Source organism: Lysobacter sp. DMC104, from assembly GCF_056313665.1.
On sequence record NZ_JBQUZW010000003.1, the window covers coordinates 66,933 to 93,087 of the forward strand.

Below are 26,155 nucleotides of genomic sequence, written 5' to 3' on the forward strand. Positions count from 1 at the left end.
GCGGTCACTTCGCGACGACCGCCGGCTCCACGAAAAAGCCCGGCCATGGCCGGGCTTTTTCGTGATCGGTCAGCGGAGGTCAGGCAGGCTCAGAGCCGATCCTCGGCGATGGTGATCTTCATGCGCTTGCGCTCGGCCTTGCCGGCAGCGACCGCGTCCTCATCGCCGACGCGCGACGCCTGTGCATTGAGGAAGCCGACGCGCTGCTCGGGCTTGATCTCGTTCTCGTCGGCATGGCCGATGCCGGTCACGGCGAACACGATCCAGCGGCCGTCCGCGGCCCGCACCTTGCCCACCGACGGCTTGTTGTCGGTCGGCGGCGGCACCGCGAAATAGGCCGCACTCGCCTGCGCGTCGGGCACCGGCGCATTGCGCGGCACGCCCGGCACCGGCGTCACCTGCCAATGCTTCTCGGTGGCGACCGCGACCAGCGTTTCGCCCTTCTTCAGGCGGGCCAGTGCGGCTTCGGCTTCCGCCTCGGCGGCCTTGTTCGCGCGATCGGCACGCACCGCGGCGGCGACCTGGGCGCCGACCTTGTCGAGCGGCTGCACCTGTTCCGGCGTGTGCTGGACCACGCGGACGACCACGCTGTGGTTCGGCGCGATCTCGATCGGGTCGCTGGTCTGGCCGCGCTCCTTGGACTCCTCGGAGAACACGTAGCGCAGCACCGCCGGATTGGTGGCGATGCCGGTGCCCCGGCCACGCGCGAACGGACCGAGCCGCTGCACGGGCAGGTTGACGATCTTCGCCACCGACGTCAGCGAGGTCGGATTCTTCAGCACTTCGTCCGACAGGCGGCCGGCAAGATCGTTGTAGGCGCGCTCGCGCTCGGACTCGGCAACGAGACGTTCCAGTTCCGGCCGCGCCTCTTCGAAGCTCTTGCCGTGGCTGGGCTTGATCTCGCGGACCTGGACCAGGTGCCAGCCGAATTCTGTCTTCACCGGCTCGGAAATGCTGCCGGCCGCGGTCGCGAACACCGCGTCCTCGAACGGCTTCACCATCTGCCCGTTCTTCTGGATCCAGCCCAGGTCGCCGCCGGCGTCCCTGGTGGCGTCCTCGGAGTTCTGGCGCGCCAGGGTGGCGAAATCGCCGCCGGCCCGCAGTTGCTTCAGCAGGTCGCGGATCCTGGCCTCGGCCGCCTTCTGCGCGGCCGCATCGGCCTTGGCGTCGACCTTGATCAGGATGTGCGAGGTCAGGCGCTGCTCCGGCTCGACGAACCGCGACTTTTCCTGCTCATAGCGCGTGCGCAACGTCTTCTCGTCGGCCGGCGGAGCCGACGGCAACGCCGCACCGTCGACGTCCACGTATTCGATCGTGACCTGCTCCGGGGTGCGGAAGTCCGACGGATGCGCCTTGTACCACGCGGCGATCTCGGCAGCGGTCACCGGCGCCACGTCGGGGGCCGGCGTCGGCAACAGCGCGAACGTCACGTCGCGCTTCTCGCCCAGCAGCGTGATCAGCCGCTGCCCTTCGCTCGCCGTGACGAAGGCCGACTCCGACAGGCGCGTGGCCAGCAGGCGATCACGCAGGGAGTCGCGGTAGGTCTGCTGGAACTGCAGCGGCGTCTGCGGCGGGTTCAGCGTGCTCAGCAGCATGCGGTAGCGCTTCGCATCGAACTTGCCGTCGACCTGGAAATCGGGGATTGCCTGGATCGCATCGCGCAGTTGCGCATCGCCGATGACGAGGCCGTCACGCTGTGCGGCCATGCGCATGACGCGCTGGTCGATCAGCGCATCGAGGATGCGGTGCTTGTTGTCGACGCTCTCGAAGGCGCGGGGATCGAACGCATCGCCCTCGGCCGCACGCTGCTGCTGGCGAACCTGTTCGAAGCGATCGCGGAACTCGTCCGGGCCGATGTCGTCGGTCTGCCAGACCAGCTTGCGCACGACCCACCAGTCGGGGGCACCGGGCCACCAGGACGGCGGCGACTGGATCCGGGCGGCGAAGGTGTCGTTGCGCTGGACGAGGTACTGCTCCACGCCGAAGAACGCGAACGGGATGATCAGGAGCCCGAGGATGACGGTGGCGATCCAGCCGGAGGATTTTTCGCGAAGGGCCTGCAGCATTGTCGAGCGGAGCCGGTAGGAGGACTGCCTAGTGTAACGGCTGCGGGCGGTCCCGGCATGGGCCCGGGGAGCCCCCGGAAAGCGACGGCCGGCCCGGATTTGCCCTTGGTCGCCGGCGGAACCACCCGATTGCGCTCGACATGCTCCGCGGACGCCCGGGAATCGCCGCCCCTGATTGCCGGGCGGGGCGGGCTGCCGGCCTACCCGGGTGAAGCATTGACATGGCGATCACCGCGCCTGCACCAAGAGGCCAGACGGGGAAAGACTCGACCGCGCAGCCAAAAACCGGAGTTTCATCCAACGGACGTTGCCCGCATGTGGCACCACGAGGCGCGCGTCATGCCTTGGCCAAGGACGCCCTGACTTCCTCGTAGAGCCGGGGATTGACCACCTCGACGATATCCGCTGCGCCATCATCCCCAGCGACCATCTCCCTGACCATGATCCAAAGCCCCTCATTAACTCGCCGCCAGCACTGGAGGTATATCTCGGCACCCTCGCCGATCAGCGTTTCCGCACCCTCGCTTGCCCTGGCGATCTCGTAAATCAGGTTATACATCATCGCCCGACAACCCGAACCACGACGAGACAAGAAAGAGGCGAAGGCGATCTCGAGAACTCGAGGCGCAGAGCCCGTGAGGTTTCGCTGCGATACAACCTCGCTTTCGACATGCATGTAGTTCGCCCATATCTCCTCCTTGTTTTCAGAAGAAAGAATCCCAAGCAGTCTGGACTCAATATCAACGTCGAATGCAGTTCCGCTCGCGCAAGCGAGCGAAGCCCAATCCGTATTGGACACCATCGACTCAGCAACCACGTAAACACCCCTGGCCTTCAAACATGCCTTCGGCCGCCCAGACAGCGGACCAGGCAAGGGCGGCATCGTTTCATGGCCAAATCCTCTCAGATTTGGTCCGGCTTGCTTAGGAATTACCCAAAAAAACTCGTGGCAACCACAACCAGTCCCAACATGCTCGCCATCGCGCTGCCAACAACCAGACGCCGGGCAATCACCCGAATTTCACTCTTCACCCACCCAGATCAACCAACTTGACCTCATCGTTATGTGTGACTGCAACACATCGATCAATATTTGAGTTGAAAATGCAAGCGTCATAATCCTCCCATGGTTCTCGATTCGAGAAGAATTCAAAAACCTCGGACCAAGGAGCAATCACCAATATTTCGTTGTTTTCAAAATAGACAAACACACTTTCGTCGCGCCCGTACCAATCCATCGATATTTTTTCAAAATGGACGCCCAAAATCCTGCAAGAAAGCGGGACAGACTCGACGAAAAAACGATTGATGCGGCCTTCAAGTCTGGCAATAAGCCTTGACAACAACACCTCTTTATTTTCACTGCAAATCTCTTTTCCCAACATCATTCACCTCCCTACCACTGCCCGTTAACCGACTCGAAATAGATGTGACCCTCAGCCCCGCCCCCCTTGCCAGCGGTCCAATCCCGCCACTTTATATGCGGCAGCTCATAATCAAACCCCGGCGCATTACCACTACCATCGACAGGATGGACCTCCGCACCAACCTTCACTTTAGGGCCATATGTCTCTTGCCATGGGATTTCCGGTCGAGCCCTTGCGAGAATCTCCTCCGCCTCGCGCTGCGTCGACACGGTTATATTGTTTCCTTTTCCAATGGCATCTCGCACTGTACGCACATTGGCATCAAAGTTTTTCCCAGAAAACAGTCCCGAGCCACACTCCGAATTATGCACCCACGCATGGCTCTGCCCCACGAAGTAGGTGTGATCATTGGCAACGCTCAGGTTGTACGCCAACTGCCCCTTGAAGTTGCGCTTGACGATGCCGACGACCGAGATCCCGCCGCCCGATAGCTGGACGATGTCGCCGAGCGCGAGGTCCACTGCGCGGGTGAATCCCTTGCCCACGACGTAGAACGGATGTTCGTCGGTGGTGACGATCTCTTCGCTGTCGTCCGCGCGCCACAGCTCGATCGTCAGCGTCGTGTCGTGCCATTCGACCATGGTCGCCGTGACGGTCTGGTAACTCTCCTCCCCCGTCAACTCGTTGCGCGCCAATACCTTGTCGCCCACGCGGACATCTGCAATCCGGACCATGCCCTTGTCGGTCTGTACCAAGGTGTCTTCGTCGAAGCTGTTCCTGCATGGGATGCGCTTCAAGACCTTGGCAAAGCGTTCGCCGATCTTGAGTTTGCTCGCGATTTTCGGGATGACCGTCAAGCCGCCGATGGGCAAGGCGACACCGGCCAGGGTCAACGCGACCGCCGTCCACTTCTCGCTGTCCGTCGCGCAGGGATTCTTGAATGTCTGGACCGTGTTGTAGATGTCGTATGCCGTCAACGAAAGGTCGATCACCTCCCAGATCGCGAACGCGACGGGAATCAGGAACACGAAGTTGCCGGAAGGATCCGTCAGGCCCGTGGGGTTCCCGAGCACATAGGCATAGGTACTGAGGCCGCCGGCGAGCCCGATCGGATCACTCTGCGTGTACCGCCCCACGCTCGGGTCGTAGTCCCGCATGCGGTTGTAGTACAACCCGCTCGCCGCGTCGTACCGCTGCCCCGGGAATCGCAGGTCGAACACGAACTGCGTGCCATCGCCATCCGGGTCCGTGTTCGGCGCGCCGTTGCCGAAGCCCTCGCCGCTCTCGTCCCAGCGCCAGACCGCCTTCTGCTGCGTCGGGTCCACCACGGCGCGCGGCGTGCCCAGTTGGTCCGCCTCCACGTAGCGCAGCGTCGTCCCGTTCAGCACGCCGACCGGCACGCCCTCCATCCAGATGTATTCCTGGATCGGTGCGCCGGTGTTGTCGTACTGGCCCAGCAGGTTGCCCGCCTCGTCGTACACGAACCGCGTCGTGACACTGGTCTGCCGCTGCACCTGCTCGCCGAACCCGTTGTAGAGGTACGTCGCCTGCAGCACGCCGCCGGCCTTCGCCAGGCTCATCCGGTTGGCGTCGTTGTAACCGTACTCCCTTGCCGTCCCGCCGATTGCCGTCAGATTGCCCACGACGTCGTAGCCACGTACCGTGGCGCCGACTTGGGTCAGCCGGTGGTTCGTTGCCGGATAGGTGTAGCTGGTCGTCGTCGTGCCCACCGTGGCCGACAACCGGTTGCCGGTACCATCGTAGGTGTAGCTCTCCTGGATCACGTTCCCGCTGTTCTTGCGGTCCAGCAGGCGACCCAGCGCGTCGTAGTCGAACTTCGCCCGCGTCGTGGTCGAGCTCAGGCTCTCCGCCCGTACCTCCTTCAGGTAGCTGGCGTTGTCGTAGACGTAGCCGATGTTCAGACCGTCATCCAGCTGCCCCGAGGCCGTGGTGCTGGTATTCGGGCCCGAGTCGTACACCGTCGTCGCCCGGTAGTTCTGGTCGTAGTTGCGTGTCAGCGTCCGGTTGTTGCCGTACTGCCAGCTGCTCGCCGGGCCTGCGGGCAGGTACGCCGCGTTCTTCACCAGCACCTGCCGGGCGCCGCCCGAAAGCGTGACCCCGACTTCCTTCACCCGGTTCTCGTTGTCCCGCACGTAGTCCACCAGCGTCCCGTCCGGGTACGTCGTGCTCGCCAACGTGTTGCTTGCGGTGTAGGCGTAGCGCACGACGTGCGCGACACCACCGGTCGTCTGCACCTTGCGGGCCAGGTTGCCGAACCGGTCGTAGCAATACTCGGTCGTGCCGCTCTGGTCGGTCATCTTCGTCAGATGGCCCACCGCGAACGTCTCTCCGCTTGTGCAGACGGCGTTGACCGCATCGTAGGCGTAGCTCACGTTCTCCGCTGCCGTCGGATACGTCACCGACACCGGTCGATTCAGAGCATCGTAGGCATAGGTCGCGGTGATGCTGCGCGCGTCGGTCTTCGTCTTGAGATTGCCGGCGTCGTCCCAGGTGTAGTTCGTCGTCCCGCTGTCCGGGCTGTTCTGCTGCGTGAGCCGGCTCAACGCATCGTAGACGTAGGTGGTGGCCAGACCCTTCGGATCGACGACGCCGCGCAGGTTGCCCACCGCATCGTAGGCCATGCCCGTCGTGGACAGGATGCCGCCCGCCGTGCTGTCGGAAACGGTCGCGATCAGGCGATCCAGATCGTCATACGTCGCGGTGCCCTGCACGGCGTTCGCATCGGTGACCTTGGTCTGCCGACCGGCCGCGTCGTAGGCCATCTGCGTGTTGATCGCCGACAACGACCCGATGACCTTGGTCACCCGATCGAGCACGTCCAGTTCCATCGACTCCGTGCGCTTGAGCACGTTCGCGGAGGTGTATGCCTTGTCGGTGAGCCGGTTGCCCGACGAATCGTAGGTGTAACGCAGCTCGTTGCCGTCCTGGTCCCGCGCCGTCAGCAACCAGTCGCGGTCGTTCCAGGTCAAATCAGCATAGCGGCCATCCGGCGTGACCAGATGAGTCAGGTTGCCGCGGGCATCGAAGGTGTTGGTGGTGATCTGGTCGTCGGTCGTCACCGCATCGTCGGGACCACGCACGATCTGCTGCAGCAGCCAGCCGCGCGGGTGGTAGACCAGCTCCGCGACCACGCCATTGGCGTCGCGGATCTTCGTCGCTCGTCCGGCGCCGTCGTACCGCAGGAACTCGATCTTCTGTCCCAGTGCGTTCTCGATCTCCTTGCGGTCGCCGAGGTGGTAGCAGTTGCCGGTCGATGTGCCACAGCCGCTGGTATCGGTCGTGGCGTAGTAACGGATCGTGACGATGTCATTCACGTCCGTGCGCGGGCCGTCGACCTGCTTGATCAGCCGTTTGTCCGGACAGAGGGCATTCGGGTCGGAAACGTCGATGCCGCTGCAGTAGGTCAGGTTCGTCGTCGCATAGGTGCCGTCATCCTTGCGCATCCGCACCTGGTTGATCGCCGCCGGTTTGGTCTGCGCAAGCAGGAAGCCGTACTCGACCTTGAATATCTGCGGGCTGGTACTGGAGACCGTCTGCCGACTCGCCAGCCAGCCGTTGTTGTAGGTCATCGTGCTGGTGATGACCTCACCGGTATCCAGCGTCACGCTCTCGGTCAGCTTCTGGGATTGACCGTTGTAGGTGCTGTCCACCGCCTTGAGCAACGCCAACGTACCGTTGCTCTGCTTCTCCCACAATTCGGTGCGGGTCTGATCACCATTGCCGTCGTAGGTGTACCGAATCTCGTTGCCCTGGGCATCGACTTCCTTGTTCAAGGAGCCGCCCGGATTGAAGATATGGGTGGTCGTGCGCACGACGTTGCCGCCCGTACGGCCGATGACCGTCTCCTTGATCGTTGTCGTATTGGTCGCCGGATACCCGAATTCCAGTTTCGAGGCACCCTGCACCTGCATCGTCACCCGGTCCAGAGTGTCGTAGGTGTTGACGACCGCGGCGGCACCGGTTCCGAGCGTGATCGAAGTGACGTTGTGCTGGTCGTTCGTATCGGCATACCCAAACGTCTGGTCCAGGTCACCCAAGCCCGTGACTGCGGTCAAGTTGCCGCGAGTCGCACCGCTGAACACGTCGTGGGCGTAGTCGATCTCGCGTCCGTCGTCGGCGACGATCTTCGTCAGCCTGCCGGTGGTCTCGTCGTAGTAAAGGTCCAGTGCGTAGCCTGTCGCGGTGCCGCTCTGGGTGCGCTGGACGATCCGCGTCAATCGCGGCTGGTAGGCCACCAGCATCGGCTTGTTCGGATCGACGCCACGCTTCGAGGTGCCGATCAACGGCAGCCTGTTCCGCTGGTCGTAGATCAATTCCTGCTGCCAACCGTCCGCGGCGACGCGGAGCACGAGATAGCCGCGCGAGTCGTAGACGTCCCGGGCGCCATCACGGAAGCGGAACTCGAAACCGCCCACGCCGGTCGACACCAGTTGTCCCGTCGCGCCATCCACGGGCGAGACATAGGCACCACCCGAGTAGACGTATCGACTGCGGCTGCCACACGCGGTGCGGAGCACGATCGACCCGTCCGGATACTCGAACACGCGCTTGTCGTAAGTGTGCGACCAGCCGTAGCCGACCGCACTGTCGTACTCGGAACGGCTGTCGTAGCGGCGCCCGAAGCTGATTGGGAAATGCGTGCCGACCGTGAGGTCGGTGAACTGCATGACCTCACTGCCGTCGTAAGTCGATACCGGCTTGCCCACGGCGGTGCCGTTGGCCCCCTGGGCGTTGCCCTTGCAGCAGCCCTCGCTGCTGCAGGGCCGATTGTCGGGACCGGTCGGCTGTCCACCGGGGGTGACGGTGCCGCCGATGCCGTCGGCACGCACCGGCCCCACGACGCCGAAAGACGCCAGGGAGAGCAGCAGGCCCAGCACCACGCCCGGCCAGCGTTGCATCCGGCGCCCCCGGGCGCGCCCGACAGCGTCATGCCTGGCGCCGGATTCCGACTTCGTGATCATGAACGGCATGGGTCACTTCCCTTTGGCCGACCGGCCAGGATGCGATGCAGGTGCGTCCGATGCCGGCTGCACCAGCACCTTGACGGTCGCGGTCCCGAAGTTGCCTTCGTAGCCGCGGATATTGAGGGTGACGAAGTGCTCGCCCGGATTGAGCTGGCTGGCATCCCAGGTCCAGGTCATCGGCAGATAGCCCAACTCGTTCTCGTAGGTGAACACGCCATCGACGTAGTACGCCGCCTCGAACCGACGTTGCATGACGCGCTGTCGGTCCTCCTTGGCGACATCGGCACGGAAGGGCACACGACCGCTCACGAGCCATCGCCCGTCCTTGTCCTGCGGGAAATGGCCTGCGAGAGTGAGAAGGGCCGAGATGTCGCCACGCGTCTCCAGCGGTTGCTGCGCGCGGTTGGCGACCTCCTTGGCCGGCAGCCTCGCGATGTGCTCGCGCCGCTGCGACGCTGCCGGATCGGCCACGAACTGCAGGCGGTCCGGCGGTGCGCCAACGAACAGCGTGTTGTCGGACAGCGCGTACGCCGTGACCACCGGCTTGAGCAGCGGGTGTCGAGCCAGATCGAGGACTCCGGACGCATCCTTGCCATCCCAGGCTTCCGCGTGCGTTCCCGCCGGCCGAGGTACCCAATCGATCAGGGTGCGAAGGTAGGGGCCGCCATCCTCCAGCCCCAGACGGATGTTCACGCGCGCAGGCTTGTCGATGTAGTAACGGATGACCCCGGCATCCGGATCCCAGCGCACATCCTTCACCTGCAGCTTTTGTCCGCCTGTCAGGTCGGTCAGATCGTAGGTCGAACGCCCCTTCGGGTTGCTGGCCGTGAGGATGTAACTGTAGGCCTCTGCCGGGACGATCGCTCCGTTGCGGTCGCGGCCATCCCAGGCCAGCACCTGTTCGCCAGCCGATTGCGCCCGTGCCGATTGCTGCGACACCATCCGGTCACGACCATCGTAGATCGACAGTTTCACGTCGGATGGCTCATTCACGTTGAACCGGATCCGGGCCTGCTCCTGCTTGCCTGGATCGAACGCCATGCGATCCACACGGACCTGCGTGATCGCAACCGAAGGCTTTGCCTCAGCCGTCGCTGTCAGGTCATCCTGGCGATGGCAGGCCGTCGCCAGCAGGACAACGGACCCCGCCACGGCGACAAGCAGACGGCGTGAAGAACACATGACGCTCATCGATCTTCCCCCGTGGGTGCCCATTGCGGCATGCGGGCACCGCCCGGCAGTTGCGTCAGTCGCGTGAATCGCTTGCTGGACAGGTCGTAGCGCCAGAGCTGGTCGACATCGCCTTCCCGCGTGGACGCGAACACCAGCGATTGGCCGGAAGGCGACCACGTGGGTTGCGCATCGAGCGCAGGATCATGCGTCAGCGCCTCCGGCTTTCCACCGGACGGCTGAAGCCACAGGTCGTAGTCGCCTCCGGCATTGCCCGAATACGCGAGCATGCCGTCACCACGTACGGCCGGATCGAAGTGATACCGCGTGCCGACCGTCAGTTGCTCGCGGTTGCCGCTCGCAAGGTCCAGGCGCCAGATATCGTGCGCCTGCGGCCCGCCCCCGGACAGGAAATACAGCGCCTTGCCGTCTGCACTCCAGACGGGGTTGTGCTGCAGTCCGGGCATGGTGGTGCGCTTGCTCGGCGTGCCGGTGGTCAGGTCGAAGGTCCAGATGTCGTTGCGGTCACCACTGTCGACCAGACTGACCGAATAGGCGATCTGGTGCCCGTCGGGACTGATCGCTGCATCGACGACACCGTCAACCGGAAACCGAATGGGCGTGATGGCGCCGCTGCGGGTATCCAGCTTCATGAGGCGGCCGTTCTGCAGGTTCAGCAGCAGGTCGCGTCCATTCGGATACCAGGACAGACGCACCACATCCTCGGAAAGATGGGTCAGGCATCGGGGTTGCGTGGCAGCCGGCTCGAACAGGCATGCCTGCCAGACACCGTCGCCGGGGGACAGGAATGCGATCGGCGTGTCGGGTGCGGCGGACTGGCAACCGGCCAGCCACGATGCCACCGCCAGCAGAACGCATACGGGCATCAAACGTGGGGATCCGGCACATCGCATGCGTTGTCTTCCCCGGTCACTGCACGATGTTGAGAACGCCGCGATACACGGTCTTCTGACCGGTCGCGGGCAAGGTCGCTTCGATCGCGAAGGTGTACGCGCCATCGGTGGCGACCAGAATCCCGTTCGGATCGCTGTCGCTGAATCCCCGCCACAAGACCGTGTGATCGATGGGATTGCCTCCGCCGTCGCGTGCCGACCGCGCCTGGTTGTCCACCAGCACGATGGCCGACGGACTGGCCGGATCGTAGACACCGGGCGGCAGCATCGTCACCCGCACGAGGGCATCTGCATCGAGACGGTAGATGATGCTGGAGACCTGGTCCAGGCTATGGGCGACGAGGTAGGGATCCGCTTTCACTTCGATGTTCGGCGCGCTGCCGGTGCCGGTGATGGTCACCATCGGCGTGGACACGAACACGCCGTTCGCACGCATCAGGGTGGCGTCGGTGGCGAACGAAGTCGATGGCGCCTGCAGCAGCGCACCGCTGCTGTCGCGACCATCCCAGTAGATCCAGTTTGCTCCGGCCGGGAAATAGCGCCCCTGGAAGAGGTAGAACGGCTGTCCGCCCTGCGGCGTGATCGTGAACGCACCGAGCGACGGCTGGGAATAGGTCAGCTGGACCTTGTAGAACTCGTTGAGGTACGGATTGAAGCCCGCTGTCAGCGTGCCTGAAGGAACGAGCGTCGTCGTCGGCATCGCAACGTCGTAGACGAATGGATCGAGTCCGTCGGTGGCCGTGACGACGACACGATGCAGCCCCCCCGCCACGGCAACCCCGAGGTCGTCCTTGCCATCCCAGCTGAAAGTGTACTGACCAGGCGCGGAATACGCCTGACTCCATGTCCGGACAACGATGCCATCGCTGTCGCGGACCACGCGGTACGTCACCGATCCGGATCGGTTGATCGTGAACGCTCCCTGCGCCAGCTCAGCCGTGATCAGCGGCTTGACATGCTGGGCACTCATCAAGAATCCCGTGAGCAACATGGCCTGCGGCACCGGTTCGGCGAGCAGGAATCCACTGGAATTGACCGTGGTCGAAGACGTACCTGCCGTGTAGATCGTCGCCGCGACCGCCGTACCGGTGGTCACGCCCCACCAATTGCCGGTCGCGTCGAGCGTCGGCTTGGGCGTTGCGAAACTCCCCGTGTAGTAATTGTAGGTTGCGTTCGCGAACAGGCTGTTGCCGTTGACCACCGGCTGCGGATTGTTTGCAGCGATGTTGTTGCCGCGGACCTCGATGCCATAGTCGTTGTGCGAGATCTCGTTGCCGAGATTGATCGTCGGATTGCTGCCGGCGCCGACATAAATCCCGGTATTGCAGAACCGGACCAGCGAGCGCATCACGTTGCCTTGGCCGGCGTTGAAGTAGACGCCCTTGTCGGCATACTCGACACGTACCCGATCGAGGGCAGCGGCCGCCCCTGCCTGCACCTGGATGCCCGCCCAGTCGCCCTTGACTGGATATTGCGCTGCGGACGTGAAATGGATCCGCTGGCCCGAACTGCCCGCAGCCGACAGGTTTCCGGAAACGAACACACTGCGGCCTGGCGTCATGCGAATCGTCGTACCCGGCGACAGCGTCCAGGTCACGCCGCTCGCGACGCTGATGTCGTTGAGGGCCAGATAGTCGCCTGCCGGCAAGGTGCCGGTGGCCGTGATCGGCCCGACGATCGTGTTGCCGACGGGAACCGGGTTGCCCCCCGCAGCATTGAGGAAATCGGTGAAATCGACGTAGGGCGAACTGACGCCGTACTTGTGATCGTAGATCGTCGGCGCGATCGACGCCGGATCGGTCGTGCCCCACCAGTTGCCCTTCGCATCGACGATCGTGCTGCCCGAACTGCCGAAATTGACCACTCGGATGTTGTTCGTCGTATTGCCGTAGAGACTGTTGCCGTTGATCGTCGGGACCGGATTCTGGGCGGGATCAGGGTTGGTGGGCGAATTGCCGTTCGCGTAGATGCCGTAGAGATTGCCGGCGATCGTGTTGCCCCCTGACACGATCGGCCGGCTGTTCTGCTCGATGCGCAGGCCGGTGTCGTTCCCGCTGATCTCATTGCCCCCGGCGACGAGCGGTGCAATCAGGGTCGCGGCGCTCGCGGCGATGGTATGCACGCCACGCTGGCCACTGAGCAAGCGCGAATTGCGGACCGACCCCGTCCCGCCATTGAAGTACAACGCATCCCCGGCGCACAGCGCATCGGCATACTCAACCGAAAGGGTGCTGCCGCCGCCATTGGCTTCGAGCCCCAGCCAGTCGTTCCTGCGCACGGTCGTCGTCGTGCATAGCGCCGTACTCGGACGCAGCGTCACCCGCGCGGCCGATGTGCCGCGGATCGCGATCTCGCCGCCATTGGCCAGCAGCTTGTAGCTGCCCGACACGTTGACCGTGACGCCCGGCTGGATCCACAGCGCGCCCGTGCTGCTGATGGTCTGGGTGCCGTTGATCGTGTAGGTCGGCGCACTGCCCGCGGTCCACACCGTCGGCACCGAGATGGTGCCGGCGGCATAGGTGCGCGCGATCGAGTTGGTGTAGGTCGTCTGCACCGTGTTCGAGGCCGGGCTCGTGTCGGGGCCGCTGGTCGCAACGGCATAGACGCTGTTGAGGCTGTCTTCCAGCGGCACCCAGGTCGAGAACGTGCCGCCGGCCGTGGCGGTCACCGCGCGGGTGTAACGCCCGTTGACGTAGAAATTGACGGTGCTGTTCGCCGGCGCCGTGCCGCTGAGCGTGATCGGATTGGCCGTGGTCGTCGCCGGCGGCGTCGTGATGACCGGCGCCGCCAGCGTGGCTTTCGTGACGATGTCGCGATGGGTCGAGGCCGTCGCATTCGCGGCGCTCGACGCGGCGTTCCGCCGGTCGAGAATCCGTGGTGCATCCTGCCGCACGCGGAACGCCGCCGAGTGCGCCGGATGGAAACGGCCGTCCTCGACGGCCTGGATCGTGTTCATCCCGCGCACCGGCGTGAATGCGACCGCGAAGTCGCCGCTCTCGTTGGCGACCGTGCGCGCCACGATCTGGCCGTTCGCCTCGATCCGCACCGCCTGCCCCGGGTTCGCGATGCCCGACACGCGCAGCACGCGGCCGAAGTTCGACGATGCCAGCGGATAGAGCTGCAGGTCATCCTCGGCGCCCTGGCTTGCGGGCACGACGACCAGCCCGGCGAGCAGGAACAGGGTCGAGATGACGACCGCGACGCCCGGCCACGGCCTGGCCCGGAGCACGGCACGAAGGGAAGCGAAGGCGGAAACGGGCATTGTGGAATCTCCGGAAACAGGGAGAAACGGCGTGCTGCGTGCTGCTCAGGAAGCGGGGTTGGCGTCGGCGGGCCAGCCCTTTCGGGGAGCCAGCGGTTGCCGACGTCCGCGGAACCATCGCGCCAGGGTCGCCACGACGAGACTGGCGACCAGCGCGAGGACCAGGTAGCGCATCGCACCGAAGCGGGACTCGGTCCCGATCGCGAACGCATGCCGGAAGGCCAGCCCGAACACGGCCGGCCAGAGCAGATGGATCGCCTTCCAGCGACGTCCGCCGCGGGACGCGCGCCAACCGGCAAAGACCGTCACGCAGACGATCCAGAAGGCCACCACGCCCAATCCGACATTGAATTTGTAGAAACCCTGGTCGAACACCGGCCGCAGCAGGTCCCACGCCGGATGTCCGGTGCGCAGTCGCGACGCGACGACGAAACAGCCGACGTGCACGAGGATCAACGCCGCCGTCGCGACACCGAGGCGACGATGCAGTTCCGGATTGCTGGCCGGAAAGCCCGGCAACATCGGCGCATGGCGCGCCAGTGCGAGCATGCACTGCGTCCAGAACAGGCAGAACGCCAGCAGGCCGGCCAGCTTGGCGACGAGGTAGAGCTGCTGACCCGGCGGCATGCCGCCGAAGCGGACATACGACAGCGGGTGCTGGACCGACGCCATCCAGACGATCAGCGGCGCGCAGCACACCAGCGCAAGCACGATCAGCACGATGCGGGTCGTGGTCCGCGTGGTCATTTCGGCGTCCCTTCCGGTGCGGGCGGCTTGACGGCATCGGCACTGTCCTTGCACGTCTGCAGCGAATCCATGCACTGCGCCAGCCGCTGGTGCGCGGTGACCGGCGTCATCGCCTTCGGGCCCACCGTCGGCAAGCCGTCCGCGATCCAGCCCTTGATGCCGTAAGGATTGAGGATCACCGCGTTGCCGATGCCCGCGTCGCGCAGCGAGCGTGCCATCTCGAAGCCGCGGAAATCCTTGATGCAGTAGCTGACGACGTAGTCCACGCCGCGCAGTTTCGCCAGGTCGTCCTCGCCCAGTTCGCGCAGCTGGATGTTGAGCGCGTCGGGGATGTGGGCCTCGGCGAACTCCTCCGGCTCGCGCACGTCCACGAACGCGACCGACTTGCCGGCCTTCATCTCGGCCAGCAGGGTCTCGATGGGCATCTCCGGCACCAGCGGACCCTGCGCCTGCTCACTGGCAAGCGCATGGCAGTCGACTTTCAGGCTGTCCGGGTCGATGGCCTTGCCGCTGGTGCGCTGCGCGCGGATCGCAGCGAAGACCCGATCGTAGAAGGCGAGATAGCACTCCGGCGCCACCGAGTAGCGGCCGTGACGCTGCTGGATCGAACGGAAGGCGGTTTCCACGGCCGGCGACTCGGCCGCATCCGGATTGCCCCAGTAGTTCACCTCGATGTCGCGGACGATGGTCGCCATCCGCAACAGATCGGGATCGGTCAGGCGGTAGTGCTCGACCACGGCCTGGAAGGCGGCATGGTCGCGATCGCGGCGCAGCGGCGAGGTCGGGACGTCGAACGCGAGTCCCGGCACCAGCGGCTTGCCCTGAGGGACGACCTTCAACGCAGCACCCGGTACGGCGTGGCGCGTCATCAACCAGGCGGTCGCCCACTTGTCGGGGCCAAGCCCGTATTCGGTGACGAGGACAGAGGCCGGATTCGCGGGCGGAGCACAGCCCGCCGTGGCGAGCACCAGCAACACGGCCGCCGCATGAATCATCCGCATGATCGCCAATCCCTGCCGCATCCTGCTCATCCCTGTGCCGATAGTCCGGACGATCAACGCGAACCGTCACCCGATCCTGACGGAGGCTTCGCCCGGCATCATCGCCCACGTATCGTCGGGCGCAGGCAAGTCACGGGGCGACATCGCATCTTTGCGAAATGCGTCGCGATTTTCAATTGATTCCCATCCACGCGAGGGCGCGCAACCCAATCCGCGTCCCCCTGAAGCCAGTACCCCCATCGGCAGGGAGATGAGCCTTCCACGTTCCGTGGCCGACTCCTCCCGACACACCCCTCGGGCTGCCGCGGTCATCCACCGCAGAAATGCGATGCCCGGAAACGCGAAAGCCTCGCGCTGGGCGAGGCTTTCAATGAGACGGGAAGTTGGCGGAGTGGACGGGACTCGAACCCGCGACCTCCGGCGTGACAGGCCAGCATTCTAACCGACTGAACTACCACTCCGCTGTATGACCCGCTTTGCTGCTGCGCACCTTGCGACCCGGTGTTTCCGGATGATCCGTCGGTGTGACCCGGCGGCGTCGTGCGGCGCGCATTCTAACTCGAACCTTTGACCAAACGGAAGAGCGTGTTCGGTCTTTTGCGTTCCTGGTGGGTGCTGAGGGTTTCGAACCCCCGACCCTCTCCGTGTAAAGGAGACGCTCTACCGCTGAGCTAAGCACCCCAACGGGAAGAGTCGATCAGTTTACGGCATCCTTCAGCGCTTTGCCAGCCTTGAAGACCGGGGTCTTGGAAGCCGGGATCTGGATTTCTTCCTTGGTCTTGGGATTGCGGCCCGTGCGCGCGGCGCGCTCGCGCACGACGAACGAACCGAACCCGACGACCGCGACGCTGTCACCCTGCTTCAGGGCCTTGGTGATGGCAGCGACGGTGGCGTCGAGCGCACGACCGGCATCGGCCTTGGAGAGTTCGGCGGACGCGGCGATCGCATCGATGAGTTCGGCTTTGTTCATGTAAGGACTCCAATCGGAAGATGGGGGATGTGGTGTGGCGAACGTGCGCTGTCGTGCAGCGTCTTTGCGCGTGGATGCGGATGTGTTGCCGACGAACGGCAGGCGGAATCCGCCGGCATCCGCGGGCGTCCGTTATACAGTGGAGACACCCCCCGCGCAACCAGAAACCGTTGAAAATTCAGGGAAAACGGTAATCCGCACGACGATCGCGACGGCTTCGAGGCCGTCGCGATCCAGTGCATCGTTGCTCAGTGCCTGCGCACTTCGCGACGCGTGCTCGCGGCGGGGCGGGTCGATTTGCGTGCAGGCGCACGCGACGTTTTCTTGGCCGGCGACTTCGCCTGCACCGGTGCGATCGGATGTTCCAGCGCGAGATCGAGCACTTCGTCGATCCAGCGCACCGGCACGATCTTCATGCGATCGGTGACGGTCTTCGGGATGTCGGCGAGATCCTTGCGGTTCTCGTCGGGGATCAACACGGTACGGATGCCGCCGCGCAATGCGGCCAGCAGTTTTTCCTTGAGGCCACCGATCGCGGTGACCTTGCCGCGCAGCGTGATCTCGCCGGTCATCGCCACGTCGGCACGCACCGGCACCTTCGTCAGCGCAGAGACCAGCGCCGTGGTCATCGCGATGCCCGCGCTCGGACCATCCTTCGGCGTGGCGCCATCGGGCACATGCAGATGCACGTCGAGCTTCTGCAGGAAATCGACGTCGATGCCGAGCCGTTCGGTGCGTGCACGCACCACCGACAGCGCCGCGGACGCGGATTCCTTCATCACGTCGCCGAGCTGGCCGGTGAGGATCAGCTGGCCCTTGCCCGGCATCAGCGTCGATTCGATCTGCAGCAGATCGCCGCCGACTTCGGTCCAGGCCAGGCCGGTGACCATGCCGACCTCGTTGTCGCGTTCGGCGCGACCGTAGTCGAAGCGGCGCACGCCGAGGTACTTGTCGAGGTTCTTCGCGGAGACGACGACACTCTTCACGGCCTTCGCAGCCTTGGCCGGCTTCGCGGCCGCAGCCTTGCGCGCGCCCTTCGCCGGAGCGGGCGTGGGCGTGGGCGTGGGCGTGGGCGTGGCCGGGCCGGCCAGCGCGATCTCCTTCACCACCTTGCGGCATATCTTGGAAATCTCGCGTTCGAGGTTGCGCACGCCGGATTCGCGCGTGTAATAGCGCACGATGTCACGCACCGCGTCCTCGGACACCTTCAGTTCCGCCGGCTTCAGGCCGTTCGCCTTCAGCTGCTTCGGCAGCAGGTAGCGCTCGGCGATGTTGAGCTTCTCCTCCTCGGTATAGCCGGGGATGCGGATGACTTCCATGCGGTCGAGCAGCGGCCCCGGGATGTTCAGCGAATTCGACGTGGCGACGAACATCACCTCGGAGAGATCGAGATCGACTTCGAGGTAGTGGTCGTTGAACGCGCTGTTCTGCTCGGGATCGAGCACTTCCAGCAGCGCCGCCGACGGATCGCCGCGGAAGTCCATCGACATCTTGTCGATCTCGTCCAGCACGAACAACGGATTGCGGCTGCCGGCCTTGTTGAGGTTCTGCACGATGCGGCCCGGCATCGAACCGACGTAGGTGCGGCGGTGGCCGCGGATCTCGGCCTCGTCGCGCACGCCGCCCAGCGACATGCGCACGAACTTGCGATTGGTGGCTTTCGCGATGCTCTGGCCGAGCGAGGTCTTGCCCACGCCCGGCGGACCGACGAGGCACAGGATCGCGCCCTTCATCCGCTTCACGCGGGTCTGCACCGCGAGGTATTCGAGGATGCGTTCCTTCACCTTCTCCAGGCCGTAGTGGTCGGCGTCGAGCGTTTCCTGCGCGACCTTCAGGTCCTTGCGGATCTTGGTGCGCTTGTTCCAGGGCACACCGAGCACCCAGTCGAGATAGTTGCGCACGACCGCGGCCTCGGCCGACATCGGCGACATCTGCTTGAGCTTGTTGAGCTCGGACTTGGCCTTGGTCTCGACCGGCTTGGGCATGCCGGCTTCGGCGATGCGGCGGGTGAGGTCCTCGATGTCGTTCGGCGCGTCATCCAGCTCACCCAGTTCCTTCTGGATCGCCTTCATCTGCTCGTTGAGGTAGTACTCGCGCTGGCTTTTCTCCATCTGCGACTTCACACGGCCGCGGATGCGCTTCTCCAGCTGCTGCACGTCGATCTCGCCGTCGACCAGCCCGACCAGCAGTTCCAGTCGCTTGCCGATCTCGACTGCTTCGAGCAGTCGCTGTTTCTCGGCCAGGCGCACGCTCAGATGCGCCGAAATGGTGTCGGCCAGCCGATTGGGTTCCTCCATGCCGGACAGCGTCTGCATCAACTCCGGCGGGAGCTTGCGGTTGGTCTTCACGTACTGCTCGAACAGGCTCATCAGCGAGCGCACGATGGCCTCGACCTCGCGCGGATCGTGGCGTTCGACCGGCTCGAGCGCCTCGGCGTCGCCGGCGAGCGCTCCGTCAGCCTCGTGCACGCGCGTCAGGCGCGCACGGGAGACACCTTCGACCAGCACCTTGATCGTGCCGTCGGGCAGCTTCAGCAGTTGCAGCACCTGCGCGAGCGTGCCGACCTCGTACAGGTCGGCGGCGACGGGATCGTCGGTTTCGGGGGATTTCTGCGCGACCAGCAGGATGCGCTTGTCGCGGTCCATCGCCAGGTCGAGCGCGCGAATCGATTTCTCGCGCCCGACGAACAGCGGGATGACCATGCTGGGAAAGACGACGACATCGCGCAGCGGCAGCACGGGAATGTCGACGAGGGGACTGGCGGAGGTGTCGTTCATGGGGGGCTCCGATCGGGATGCCGGCGCCCGGTGGACGTCGACCTTCGGCCCGTTATGGGGCCGCTGCGGAAGGGATGCAAGCGCGGGCCGCCGAACGGGGATCGATCGATCCGCCATCGCGATGCCCGAAAACACGGCGGGCACCCGGAGAGTCTCCGGATGCCCGCGCGGGGTGCCGCCCCGGCGTCACCGTCACTCGGCGGACGCGACCTTGTTCGGCGGCGTCTGGTAGATCAGGTACGGCTCGGACTTGTGCTCGATCACCGACTCGTCGACCACCACCTTGCTGACGTTCTCCAGCGACGGCAGGTCGTACATGGTGTCGAGCAGCACCGATTCGACGATCGTGCGCAGGCCGCGCGCGCCAGTCTTGCGCTTCAGCGCCTTGCGGGCGATCGCCGAAAGCGCATCCTGGCGGAACTCCAGCTCCACGCCTTCCATCTCGAACAGCTTGCGGAACTGCTTGCTGATCGCGTTCTTGGGCTCGGTGAGGATCTTCACCAGCGCGGTTTCGTCCAGTTCCTCGAGGGTCGCGACCACCGGCAGGCGGCCGACGAATTCGGGAATCAGGCCGAACTTGATCAGGTCTTCCGGCTCGACGTCGAACAGCACCTTGCTGACGTCGGCCTTGCGCTCGCTGCTCTTGAGCTTGGCGCCGAAACCGATGCCGCCGGATTCGCTGCTGCGCTGCTGGATGATCTTGTCGAGGCCGGCGAACGCGCCGCCGACGATGAACAGGATGTTGCGGGTGTCGACCTGCAGGAATTCCTGCTGCGGGTGCTTGCGACCGCCCTGCGGCGGGACGCTGGCGACGGTACCTTCGATCAGCTTCAGCAGCGCCTGCTGCACGCCTTCGCCGGACACGTCGCGGGTGATCGACGGGTTCTCACTCTTGCGCGAAATCTTGTCGATTTCGTCGATGTAGACGATGCCCTGCTGCGCCTTCTCGACGTCGTAGTCGCACTTCTGCAGCAGCTTCTGGATGATGTTCTCGACGTCCTCGCCCACGTAACCGGCTTCGGTCAGCGTGGTGGCGTCGGCGATCGTGAACGGCACGTTGAGCAGGCGGGCCAGGGTCTCGGCCAGCAGCGTCTTGCCCGAACCGGTCGGACCGATCAGCAGGATGTTCGACTTCGCCAGTTCGATGTCGTCGTTCTTCTGGCGACTCTCGATGCGCTTGTAGTGGTTGTAGACCGCCACCGCCAGGGTCTTCTTGGCGCGCGACTGGCCGATCACGTACTGATCGAGGACTTCGAGGATCTCGCGCGGCTTGGGCAGATGGCTGCGGGTGGCCTGCGCCTTCTCCTCCAGCTCCTCGCGGATGATGTCGTTGCACAGCTCGACGCATTCGTCGCAGATGAACACGCTCGGGCCCGCAATCAGCTTGCGGACCTCATGCTGGCTTTTCCCGCAGAACGAGCAATACAGGATCTTGTTGCCGTCGCCGCTGCGGCCTTGCCGGTCTTCGCTCATGCTGCTGGGGTTCTCTGACGCAGGTAGGGGGAGGATAGCATCCGCGCTCCCGGCCGCAAGCGGGCCGGGGCTGCATTCAGGATGCCTATGGGAATCAAGGGTTTGCGCCGACCGGCTGCCCGGCCGGGCAGATCAAGCCGCTCGGATCAGGCCGGCTGGATCGACTCTTCCGGACGACGTTCCAGCACGTGGTCGACCAGACCGTAGTCACGGGAGGCCTCGGCGCTCTTGAAGTTGTCGCGCTCGGTGTCGCGGGCGATGGTCTCCAGCGCCTGGCCGGTATGGTGCGACAGGATCTCGTTCAGGCGCTGGCGCAGGGTCAGGATCTCGCGGGCATGGATGTCGATGTCCGTTGCCTGGCCCTGGAAGCCGCCCAGCGGCTGGTGAATCATGACGCGCGAATTCGGCAGCGCGTAGCGCTTGCCCTTCGCACCCGAGGCCAGCAGCAGCGCGCCCATGCTGGCCGCTTGGCCGACGCAGATCGTGCTCACGTCCGGCTTGATGAACTGCATGGTGTCGTAGATCGCCATGCCCGCGGTGACCACGCCGCCCGGCGAATTGATGTAGAGGCTGATGTCCTTCTCGGGGTTCTCGGCTTCGAGGAACAGCAGCTGGGCGACGATCACGTTGGCCATGTAGTCGTCGATGCCACCGACCAAGAAGATCACCCGCTCCTTCAGCAACCGGGAGTAGATATCGTACGCGCGCTCGCCGCGGCTGGTCTGTTCGACCACCATCGGCACGAGGTTGAGGGCTTTGGTCTGGAGACTGTTCATGCGTGGTCGCACCGGTCGTGGGGGTGGGCCGCGTTGCCGCGGCCCGGAGGCAGGGCCCGCAGCAGGTTACTGCGGGGCGATCGCATCCTGGAAGGCGAGCGTGCGGTCGGTGTGGACGGCGCGCTCGGCGATCCAGTCGATGACCTGCTCTTCCATGACGCGATTCTGCAGGCCGGCCATGAGTTGGCGGTCGCTGCGGTACAAATCAATGACCTGCTGCGGCTCTTCGTAGGTGGAGGCGATGAGACGCAGCGTTTCGTTCAGGCGCTTCGGATCGAGCGACAGGCCGTTGCGGCGGGCGATCTCGCTGACCACCAGGGCGACCGTGATGCGCTTGCGGGCCGATTCGAGGAAGTCGCGCCAGGCGTCTTCCGGTGCCTCGACCTGACGGCCCTGCTGACGGGCCTGCTCCAGGGTCTGCGCGAGCATCGCGCGGGCTTCGTTCTCGACGAGGCGCGGCGGCATCTCGACGTGGGCATAGGCCAGGATCAGCTGCTCGCCGACTTCACGGCGCAGGCGCCCCATCAGCGCGCCCTTCAGTTCGCGCTCGAGGTTGTTGCGGATCTCGGTGCGGAACTGGGCCATGTCACCGGACTTCACGCCGAAACTGCGAATGAAGTCGGCATCGACCTCCGGCAGCACCGGCTCGGAGACGGCCTCGATCTTCACGTTGACGACGGCCTGCTTGCCCGCCAGCTGCGGCACGCGCCAGTCGGCCGGGAAGTCGACGGTCACGGTGCGGTCCTCGCCGGCGCTCAGGCCGACCAGCGCGTTTTCGATCTCCGGGTACATGCCGCCGGAGCCGATCATCGTGACGCCGCGCTCCGCGCCCTCGGCCGGCAGGCGCTCGCCGTCGACCAGCGACCAGGTCTCGACGTCCACCGCGTCGCCGGCCTGGGCCGGGCGGTTGACGATCGTCCAGCTGCGGCGCTGCAGGCGGAGGTTCTCGATCATGCGGTCGATGTCGTCCTCGGTCACCTCGGCGGTGTCGCGCACGACTTCCAGCTTGGTCACGTCGATCTCGCCGAAGTCCGGCACGACCTCGAAGGTGGCGACGAACGCCAGCTCGCCTTCGCCCGCGTCTTCCGACGGCTCGATGCGCGGATTGCCGGCGAGGCGCAGTTCGTTCTCGCGCACGCCCTGGTCGAAGCCCTGCTGCAGCAGGTCATCCAGCACTTCGCCGCGGACCTGCGCGCCGTAGCGCTGCTCGATGACCTTGGCCGGCACCTTGCCCGGGCGGAAGCCCTTGAGCGTGGCGGTACGCGCGAGTTCGCGCAGGCGGCCGCCGATCCGGCTCTCGACGCTCTCGGTCGGCACGCGCAGGGTCATGCGGCGCTCGAGATTACCCACGGATTCGAGTGAAACTTGCATTGCTGGCGACTCCTGCTGCCGCGCCCTTGCGCGGCCGGCGATGAAAGGTTGGGGTCCTGGCCGCCGGTCCGGGCGGCCATCGGGGCATGCGCCCCCGGCGGAACGGAATAGTGTGTCCGATTACGGCCCTTCCCGCCAGTTTGGGGCGATGGTTGGCGGGGGGGACGGGCCTCCCGGGGGCAATGCCCCGGGGGAAAACGTGAAGGTCGTCGACCCGTGGCCGGAAGCGTCCGTGGCCCGGGAACCACCGCACTTCAGGGCTGCCCCTCGCGATCGCTCGTTCGGACTCGTCGCAGACGAATTGCCTGCCTGGGATGGTGCGAGAGGGGGGACTCGAACCCCCACACCTTGCGGCGACAGAACCTAAATCTGTTGCGTCTACCAATTTCGCCACTCTCGCATGCCGCCCCGGCACGGATCGCCGGAAGACGGAAAGCAAAACGCCCGGCATTGCCGGGCGCTGCTTGAACTGGTGGGCCGTCAAGGATTCGAACCTTGGACCTATTGATTAAGAGTCAACTGCTCTACCAACTGAGCTAACGGCCCGATGCTGCAAAGGATACCGCACTTCTCCACCTCGTCGCAATCCGTTTCGTCGCTTGCTGCCGGCATTGCCGGAAGATCGCGCGCATTGCGGTGAAATGACGCCGCGGGAACCTCGAATCTGGGGTGGCTGAGGGGACTCGAACCCCCGACAACTGGAATCACAATCCAGTACTCTAACCAACTGAGCTACAGCCACCATTGAAACACTTGCAACCGCACGTTTCGCCCGTCCGTGGCGCCCCGCCGGGCAATGACGCTTTTCCGCTTCCCGCCATGCCTGCGCATGGCGCGCCCGGCAGGACTCGAACCTGCAACCGCCGGCTTAGAAGGCCGGTGCTCTATCCGGTTGAGCTACGGGCGCGTGAGCGCATGATAGCGGGACGGACGGAGCGGAACACGGGACAGGGCCGCCGGGAGATGTGGTCGGGGTAGAGGGATTCGAACCCCCGACATCCTGCTCCCAAAGCAGGCGCGCTACCAGACTGCGCTATACCCCGCCGGTGCGTTCGGCCGGCTATTGTCGGGAGCGCCGCACGCGCTGTCAACGCGCGCGGCACGGAAAGCCGTCACAGCCGGCTGGCGATCGCCTTCGCGAACGACATCGTGTTGCCGGTGCCGCCGAGATCCGGGGTCAGCGAATCCTTCGCTTCCAGCGTGGCGATGATGGCGGCGCGCAGACGATTTGCGTTCTCCGGCTGGCCGATGTGGTCGAGCATCTGGCCGACCGCCATCAGCAGCGCGCAGGGATTGGCCAGGCCCTTGCCGGCGATGTCCGGCGCCGAGCCGTGCACGGCCTCGAAGATCGCCGCCTCGGTGCCGATGTTGGCGCCCGGCGCCAGGCCCAGACCGCCGACGAGGCCGGCGCACAGGTCGGAGATGATGTCGCCGAACAGGTTGGTGGTGACGATGATGTCGAACTGTTCCGGCCGCATCACCAGCTGCATGCAGGTGTTGTCGACGATCATCTCGTTGCACTGGATGTCGGGGTATTCCGCGGCGACCGCGCGCGCGGTCTTCAGGAACAGGCCCGAGGTCGACTTCAGGATGTTGGCCTTGTGCACCACCGTGACCTTCTTGCGGCCGGTCTTGCGGGCCAGCTCGAAGGCGTAGCGCACGATGCGCTCGGAGCCGCGGCGGGTGATCTTCTGCGTCAGCATCGCGGTCTCGCCGTCCTCCGACAGCGACTGGCCTTCGCCGATGTACGCGCCCTCGGTGTTCTCGCGGACGGTGATCAGGTCCACGCCCGACGGGAAGCGCGACTTGGTGTTCGGGAACGACTTCGCCGGGCGCACGTTGGCGTACAGGTCGAAGCGCTTGCGCAGCTCCACATTGATCGAGCTGAAGCCCTCGCCCACCGGCGTGGTCAGCGGACTCTTGAGCGCGATGCGGTTGCGGCGGATCGAGTCGAGGGTCGCCTGCGGCAGCAGCTCGCCGTGCTTCTCGAGCGCGACCATGCCGGCGTCGGCCTCTTCGTAGGTCAGGCCGGTATTCATGGCGTCGAGCACGTACAGCGCGGCCTCCATGATTTCGGGGCCGATGCCATCGCCGCGGATGACGGTGATCGTTTGGGTCATGGGTCTGTTCCAGCTGGGCCCCGGCGCGCATGCGCGGGAGCCTTCGGTCGTCGGGGATCTGATCGGACGGGGCGTGCCGCCGGGACGGCGTCACGGGGACGCAAACGGCGGAACAACCCGCGAATTATGCCGGAACGGCGCCGATCCTGCTCGAACGGCGCGTTCAGACAATGGTCGCAGACGTGCGATCAACCCCGCCCGGGCCCGGCGGAACCGATGCCCGGCGCGGGTCAGCCGTGGTCGTGCGCGGGCGCCACGGCGGCCTCGCCCTGCTCCAGTCGGTCGAGGAAATCGACCGCGCGGCGCAGGTGCGGGATGACGATCGAGCCGCCCACCACCAGCCCCACCGAGAACGCCTCGAACATCTCGTCGCGCTGCACGCCGGCCTCGCGGCACTGGGCGACGTGGTAGCTGATGCAGTCATCGCAGCGCAGCACCAGCGAGGCGACGAGGCCCAGCAGTTCCTTGGTCTTCACGTCCAGCGCGCCGGGCTGGTAGGTCTGGGTGTCGAGCGCGAAGAAGCGGCGCACCACCTGGTTCGGTTCGGCCAGGATCCGTTCGTTCATGCGCTTGCGGAACGCGGTGAACGCGGCGACGCGATCCTGTTCGCCCGTGTTGTCGGCGCCGGGGCCTGCGCTCATGCAGCGCCCCCGGCGAGCAGCGGCTCGAACTTGCCGGCGCGATGCAGCGCCATCATGTCGTCGAAACCACCGACGTGGACGTCGCCGACGAAGATCTGCGGCACGCTGGTGCGGCCGGCGCGCTCGACCATGCGCTGGCGTCCGGCCGGATCGGTGTCGATCCGGATTTCGGACCACGTCAGGCCCTTGCTCTTCAGGAAGTTCTTGGCCGAGATGCAGTACGGACAGATGGCCGTCGTGTACATCGTGATCGGCGAATGGGCGGCGGTGTTCAAGCGGGGCTCCTCGCGGCGACAAGACGCCGGCGTTGGCGGCGGACGGGGCATGATGGGGGGCGGTTCCGGCCATTTCCAGCCGGACGCCGCCGGTGGACAGGCAACACTACGATCCACCGAAGAGAGGGCACGGTCTGGGCGGACGGTGCGCGGGCGACCCGGCCCGCCCGGCCGGATTAACAACGCATTCACGCCTGCGTTGGCCGCAGGCGTCATCCTGTCGCGGCAATCTCCGCCCTG

The 26,155-nt window shown here is 65.2% G+C and carries 17 protein-coding genes and 7 tRNA genes; all 24 read right to left on the minus strand.

All coding sequences use genetic code 11. From position 1 onward, the window contains the following. Window positions 1-89: 89 nt before the first annotated feature. Window positions 90-2,066, minus strand: coding sequence for a peptidyl-prolyl cis-trans isomerase (locus tag ACT53R_RS05215; protein WP_476170793.1), 1,977 nt, complete (start codon window positions 2,064-2,066; stop codon window positions 90-92). A gap of 337 nt (window positions 2,067-2,403) precedes the next feature. Next, a complete protein-coding gene (locus ACT53R_RS05220; protein WP_476170794.1) occupies window positions 2,404-2,904 on the minus strand; it encodes a hypothetical protein in 501 nt (166 codons plus the stop codon). 190 nt (window positions 2,905-3,094) lie between these two features. Beyond that, on the minus strand, window positions 3,095-3,451 hold the full coding sequence (locus tag ACT53R_RS05225; protein ID WP_476170795.1) for a hypothetical protein: 357 nt from the start codon (window positions 3,449-3,451) through the stop codon (window positions 3,095-3,097). An 11-nt stretch (window positions 3,452-3,462) separates the two neighbouring features. After that, window positions 3,463-8,424: a polymorphic toxin-type HINT domain-containing protein gene (locus tag ACT53R_RS05230; RefSeq protein WP_476170796.1), complete on the minus strand. Its 4,962-nt coding sequence runs from the start codon at window positions 8,422-8,424 to the stop codon at window positions 3,463-3,465. 3 nt (window positions 8,425-8,427) lie between these two features. Beyond that, window positions 8,428-9,609 (minus strand): FlgD immunoglobulin-like domain containing protein, encoded by a 1,182-nt coding sequence (locus tag ACT53R_RS05235; RefSeq protein WP_476170797.1) that lies wholly within the window; start codon window positions 9,607-9,609, stop codon window positions 8,428-8,430. Beyond that, window positions 9,606-10,475: a TolB family protein gene (locus ACT53R_RS05240; protein WP_476170798.1), complete on the minus strand. Its 870-nt coding sequence runs from the start codon at window positions 10,473-10,475 to the stop codon at window positions 9,606-9,608. The genes ACT53R_RS05235 and ACT53R_RS05240 overlap by 4 nt, the downstream gene beginning before the upstream one ends. A gap of 43 nt (window positions 10,476-10,518) precedes the next feature. Continuing rightward, window positions 10,519-13,764, minus strand: coding sequence for a FlgD immunoglobulin-like domain containing protein (locus ACT53R_RS05245; protein WP_476170799.1), 3,246 nt, complete (start codon window positions 13,762-13,764; stop codon window positions 10,519-10,521). A 45-nt stretch (window positions 13,765-13,809) separates the two neighbouring features. Next, window positions 13,810-14,511 carry a ferric reductase-like transmembrane domain-containing protein gene (locus ACT53R_RS05250; RefSeq protein ID WP_476170800.1) on the minus strand — a complete coding sequence of 234 codons (702 nt, stop codon included), beginning with the start codon at window positions 14,509-14,511 and terminating at the stop codon, window positions 13,810-13,812. Further along, window positions 14,508-15,512, minus strand: coding sequence for a chromate resistance protein ChrB domain-containing protein (locus ACT53R_RS05255; RefSeq protein ID WP_476170801.1), 1,005 nt, complete (start codon window positions 15,510-15,512; stop codon window positions 14,508-14,510). Before ACT53R_RS05255 ends, ACT53R_RS05250 begins: the two co-directional genes overlap by 4 nt. Before the next feature lie 384 nt (window positions 15,513-15,896). After that, a tRNA-Asp gene (locus ACT53R_RS05260) sits at window positions 15,897-15,973 on the minus strand. A gap of 145 nt (window positions 15,974-16,118) precedes the next feature. Continuing rightward, window positions 16,119-16,193 (minus strand) — tRNA-Val (locus ACT53R_RS05265). Window positions 16,194-16,209: 16 nt separating this feature from the next. Then, a complete protein-coding gene (locus tag ACT53R_RS05270) occupies window positions 16,210-16,482 on the minus strand; it encodes an HU family DNA-binding protein (protein ID WP_476170802.1) in 273 nt (90 codons plus the stop codon). Window positions 16,483-16,730: 248 nt separating this feature from the next. Further along, complete coding sequence (gene lon / locus ACT53R_RS05275; protein ID WP_476170803.1) at window positions 16,731-19,259, minus strand: endopeptidase La; 2,529 nt, start codon at window positions 19,257-19,259, stop codon at window positions 16,731-16,733. A gap of 192 nt (window positions 19,260-19,451) precedes the next feature. Beyond that, the gene (gene clpX / locus ACT53R_RS05280) at window positions 19,452-20,732 is read right to left on the minus strand and encodes an ATP-dependent Clp protease ATP-binding subunit ClpX (protein WP_476170804.1); all 1,281 of its coding nucleotides are present in this window, start codon (window positions 20,730-20,732) and stop codon (window positions 19,452-19,454) included. 146 nt (window positions 20,733-20,878) lie between these two features. Beyond that, window positions 20,879-21,508 (minus strand): ATP-dependent Clp endopeptidase proteolytic subunit ClpP, encoded by a 630-nt coding sequence (clpP, locus tag ACT53R_RS05285; protein WP_476170805.1) that lies wholly within the window; start codon window positions 21,506-21,508, stop codon window positions 20,879-20,881. Window positions 21,509-21,574: 66 nt separating this feature from the next. Then, the gene (gene tig / locus ACT53R_RS05290) at window positions 21,575-22,879 is read right to left on the minus strand and encodes a trigger factor (protein WP_476170806.1); all 1,305 of its coding nucleotides are present in this window, start codon (window positions 22,877-22,879) and stop codon (window positions 21,575-21,577) included. Window positions 22,880-23,194: 315 nt separating this feature from the next. After that, window positions 23,195-23,279: transfer RNA gene (locus ACT53R_RS05295), tRNA-Leu, on the minus strand. Between the two features lie 70 nt (window positions 23,280-23,349). Then, a tRNA-Lys gene (locus tag ACT53R_RS05300) sits at window positions 23,350-23,425 on the minus strand. 119 nt (window positions 23,426-23,544) lie between these two features. Then, window positions 23,545-23,621, minus strand: a tRNA-His gene (locus tag ACT53R_RS05305). A gap of 88 nt (window positions 23,622-23,709) precedes the next feature. Next, a tRNA-Arg gene (locus ACT53R_RS05310) sits at window positions 23,710-23,786 on the minus strand. Window positions 23,787-23,845: 59 nt separating this feature from the next. Beyond that, window positions 23,846-23,922, minus strand: a tRNA-Pro gene (locus ACT53R_RS05315). A 69-nt stretch (window positions 23,923-23,991) separates the two neighbouring features. Then, complete coding sequence (locus tag ACT53R_RS05320; RefSeq protein WP_476170807.1) at window positions 23,992-24,999, minus strand: isocitrate dehydrogenase; 1,008 nt, start codon at window positions 24,997-24,999, stop codon at window positions 23,992-23,994. Window positions 25,000-25,229: 230 nt separating this feature from the next. Beyond that, complete coding sequence (locus ACT53R_RS05325; protein WP_476170808.1) at window positions 25,230-25,640, minus strand: carboxymuconolactone decarboxylase family protein; 411 nt, start codon at window positions 25,638-25,640, stop codon at window positions 25,230-25,232. Continuing rightward, complete coding sequence (gene grxC / locus ACT53R_RS05330; RefSeq protein WP_476171118.1) at window positions 25,637-25,885, minus strand: glutaredoxin 3; 249 nt, start codon at window positions 25,883-25,885, stop codon at window positions 25,637-25,639. The genes ACT53R_RS05325 and grxC overlap by 4 nt, the downstream gene beginning before the upstream one ends. Window positions 25,886-26,155: the final 270 nt, after the last annotated feature.

Excerpts from the sequence above, each read along its gene's own strand:
- ACT53R_RS05215 (WP_476170793.1), bottom strand. The coding sequence starts at position 2,066 with ATGCTGCAGGCCCTTCGCGAAAAATCCTCCGGCTGGATCGCCACCGTC.
- ACT53R_RS05225 (WP_476170795.1), bottom strand. The coding sequence starts at position 3,451 with ATGTTGGGAAAAGAGATTTGCAGTGAAAATAAAGAGGTGTTGTTGTCA.
- ACT53R_RS05230 (WP_476170796.1), bottom strand. The coding sequence starts at position 8,424 with ATGCCGTTCATGATCACGAAGTCGGAATCCGGCGCCAGGCATGACGCT.
- ACT53R_RS05235 (WP_476170797.1), bottom strand. The coding sequence starts at position 9,609 with ATGAGCGTCATGTGTTCTTCACGCCGTCTGCTTGTCGCCGTGGCGGGG.
- ACT53R_RS05240 (WP_476170798.1), bottom strand. The coding sequence starts at position 10,475 with ATGCCCGTATGCGTTCTGCTGGCGGTGGCATCGTGGCTGGCCGGTTGC.
- ACT53R_RS05245 (WP_476170799.1), bottom strand. The coding sequence starts at position 13,764 with ATGCCCGTTTCCGCCTTCGCTTCCCTTCGTGCCGTGCTCCGGGCCAGG.
- ACT53R_RS05250 (WP_476170800.1), bottom strand. The coding sequence starts at position 14,511 with ATGACCACGCGGACCACGACCCGCATCGTGCTGATCGTGCTTGCGCTG.
- ACT53R_RS05255 (WP_476170801.1), bottom strand. The coding sequence starts at position 15,512 with ATGCGGATGATTCATGCGGCGGCCGTGTTGCTGGTGCTCGCCACGGCG.
- ACT53R_RS05270 (WP_476170802.1), bottom strand. The coding sequence starts at position 16,482 with ATGAACAAAGCCGAACTCATCGATGCGATCGCCGCGTCCGCCGAACTC.
- lon (WP_476170803.1), bottom strand. The coding sequence starts at position 19,259 with ATGAACGACACCTCCGCCAGTCCCCTCGTCGACATTCCCGTGCTGCCG.
- clpX (WP_476170804.1), bottom strand. The coding sequence starts at position 20,732 with ATGAGCGAAGACCGGCAAGGCCGCAGCGGCGACGGCAACAAGATCCTG.
- clpP (WP_476170805.1), bottom strand. The coding sequence starts at position 21,508 with ATGAACAGTCTCCAGACCAAAGCCCTCAACCTCGTGCCGATGGTGGTC.
- tig (WP_476170806.1), bottom strand. The coding sequence starts at position 22,879 with ATGCAAGTTTCACTCGAATCCGTGGGTAATCTCGAGCGCCGCATGACC.
- ACT53R_RS05320 (WP_476170807.1), bottom strand. The coding sequence starts at position 24,999 with ATGACCCAAACGATCACCGTCATCCGCGGCGATGGCATCGGCCCCGAA.
- ACT53R_RS05325 (WP_476170808.1), bottom strand. The coding sequence starts at position 25,640 with ATGAGCGCAGGCCCCGGCGCCGACAACACGGGCGAACAGGATCGCGTC.
- grxC (WP_476171118.1), bottom strand. The coding sequence starts at position 25,885 with ATGTACACGACGGCCATCTGTCCGTACTGCATCTCGGCCAAGAACTTC.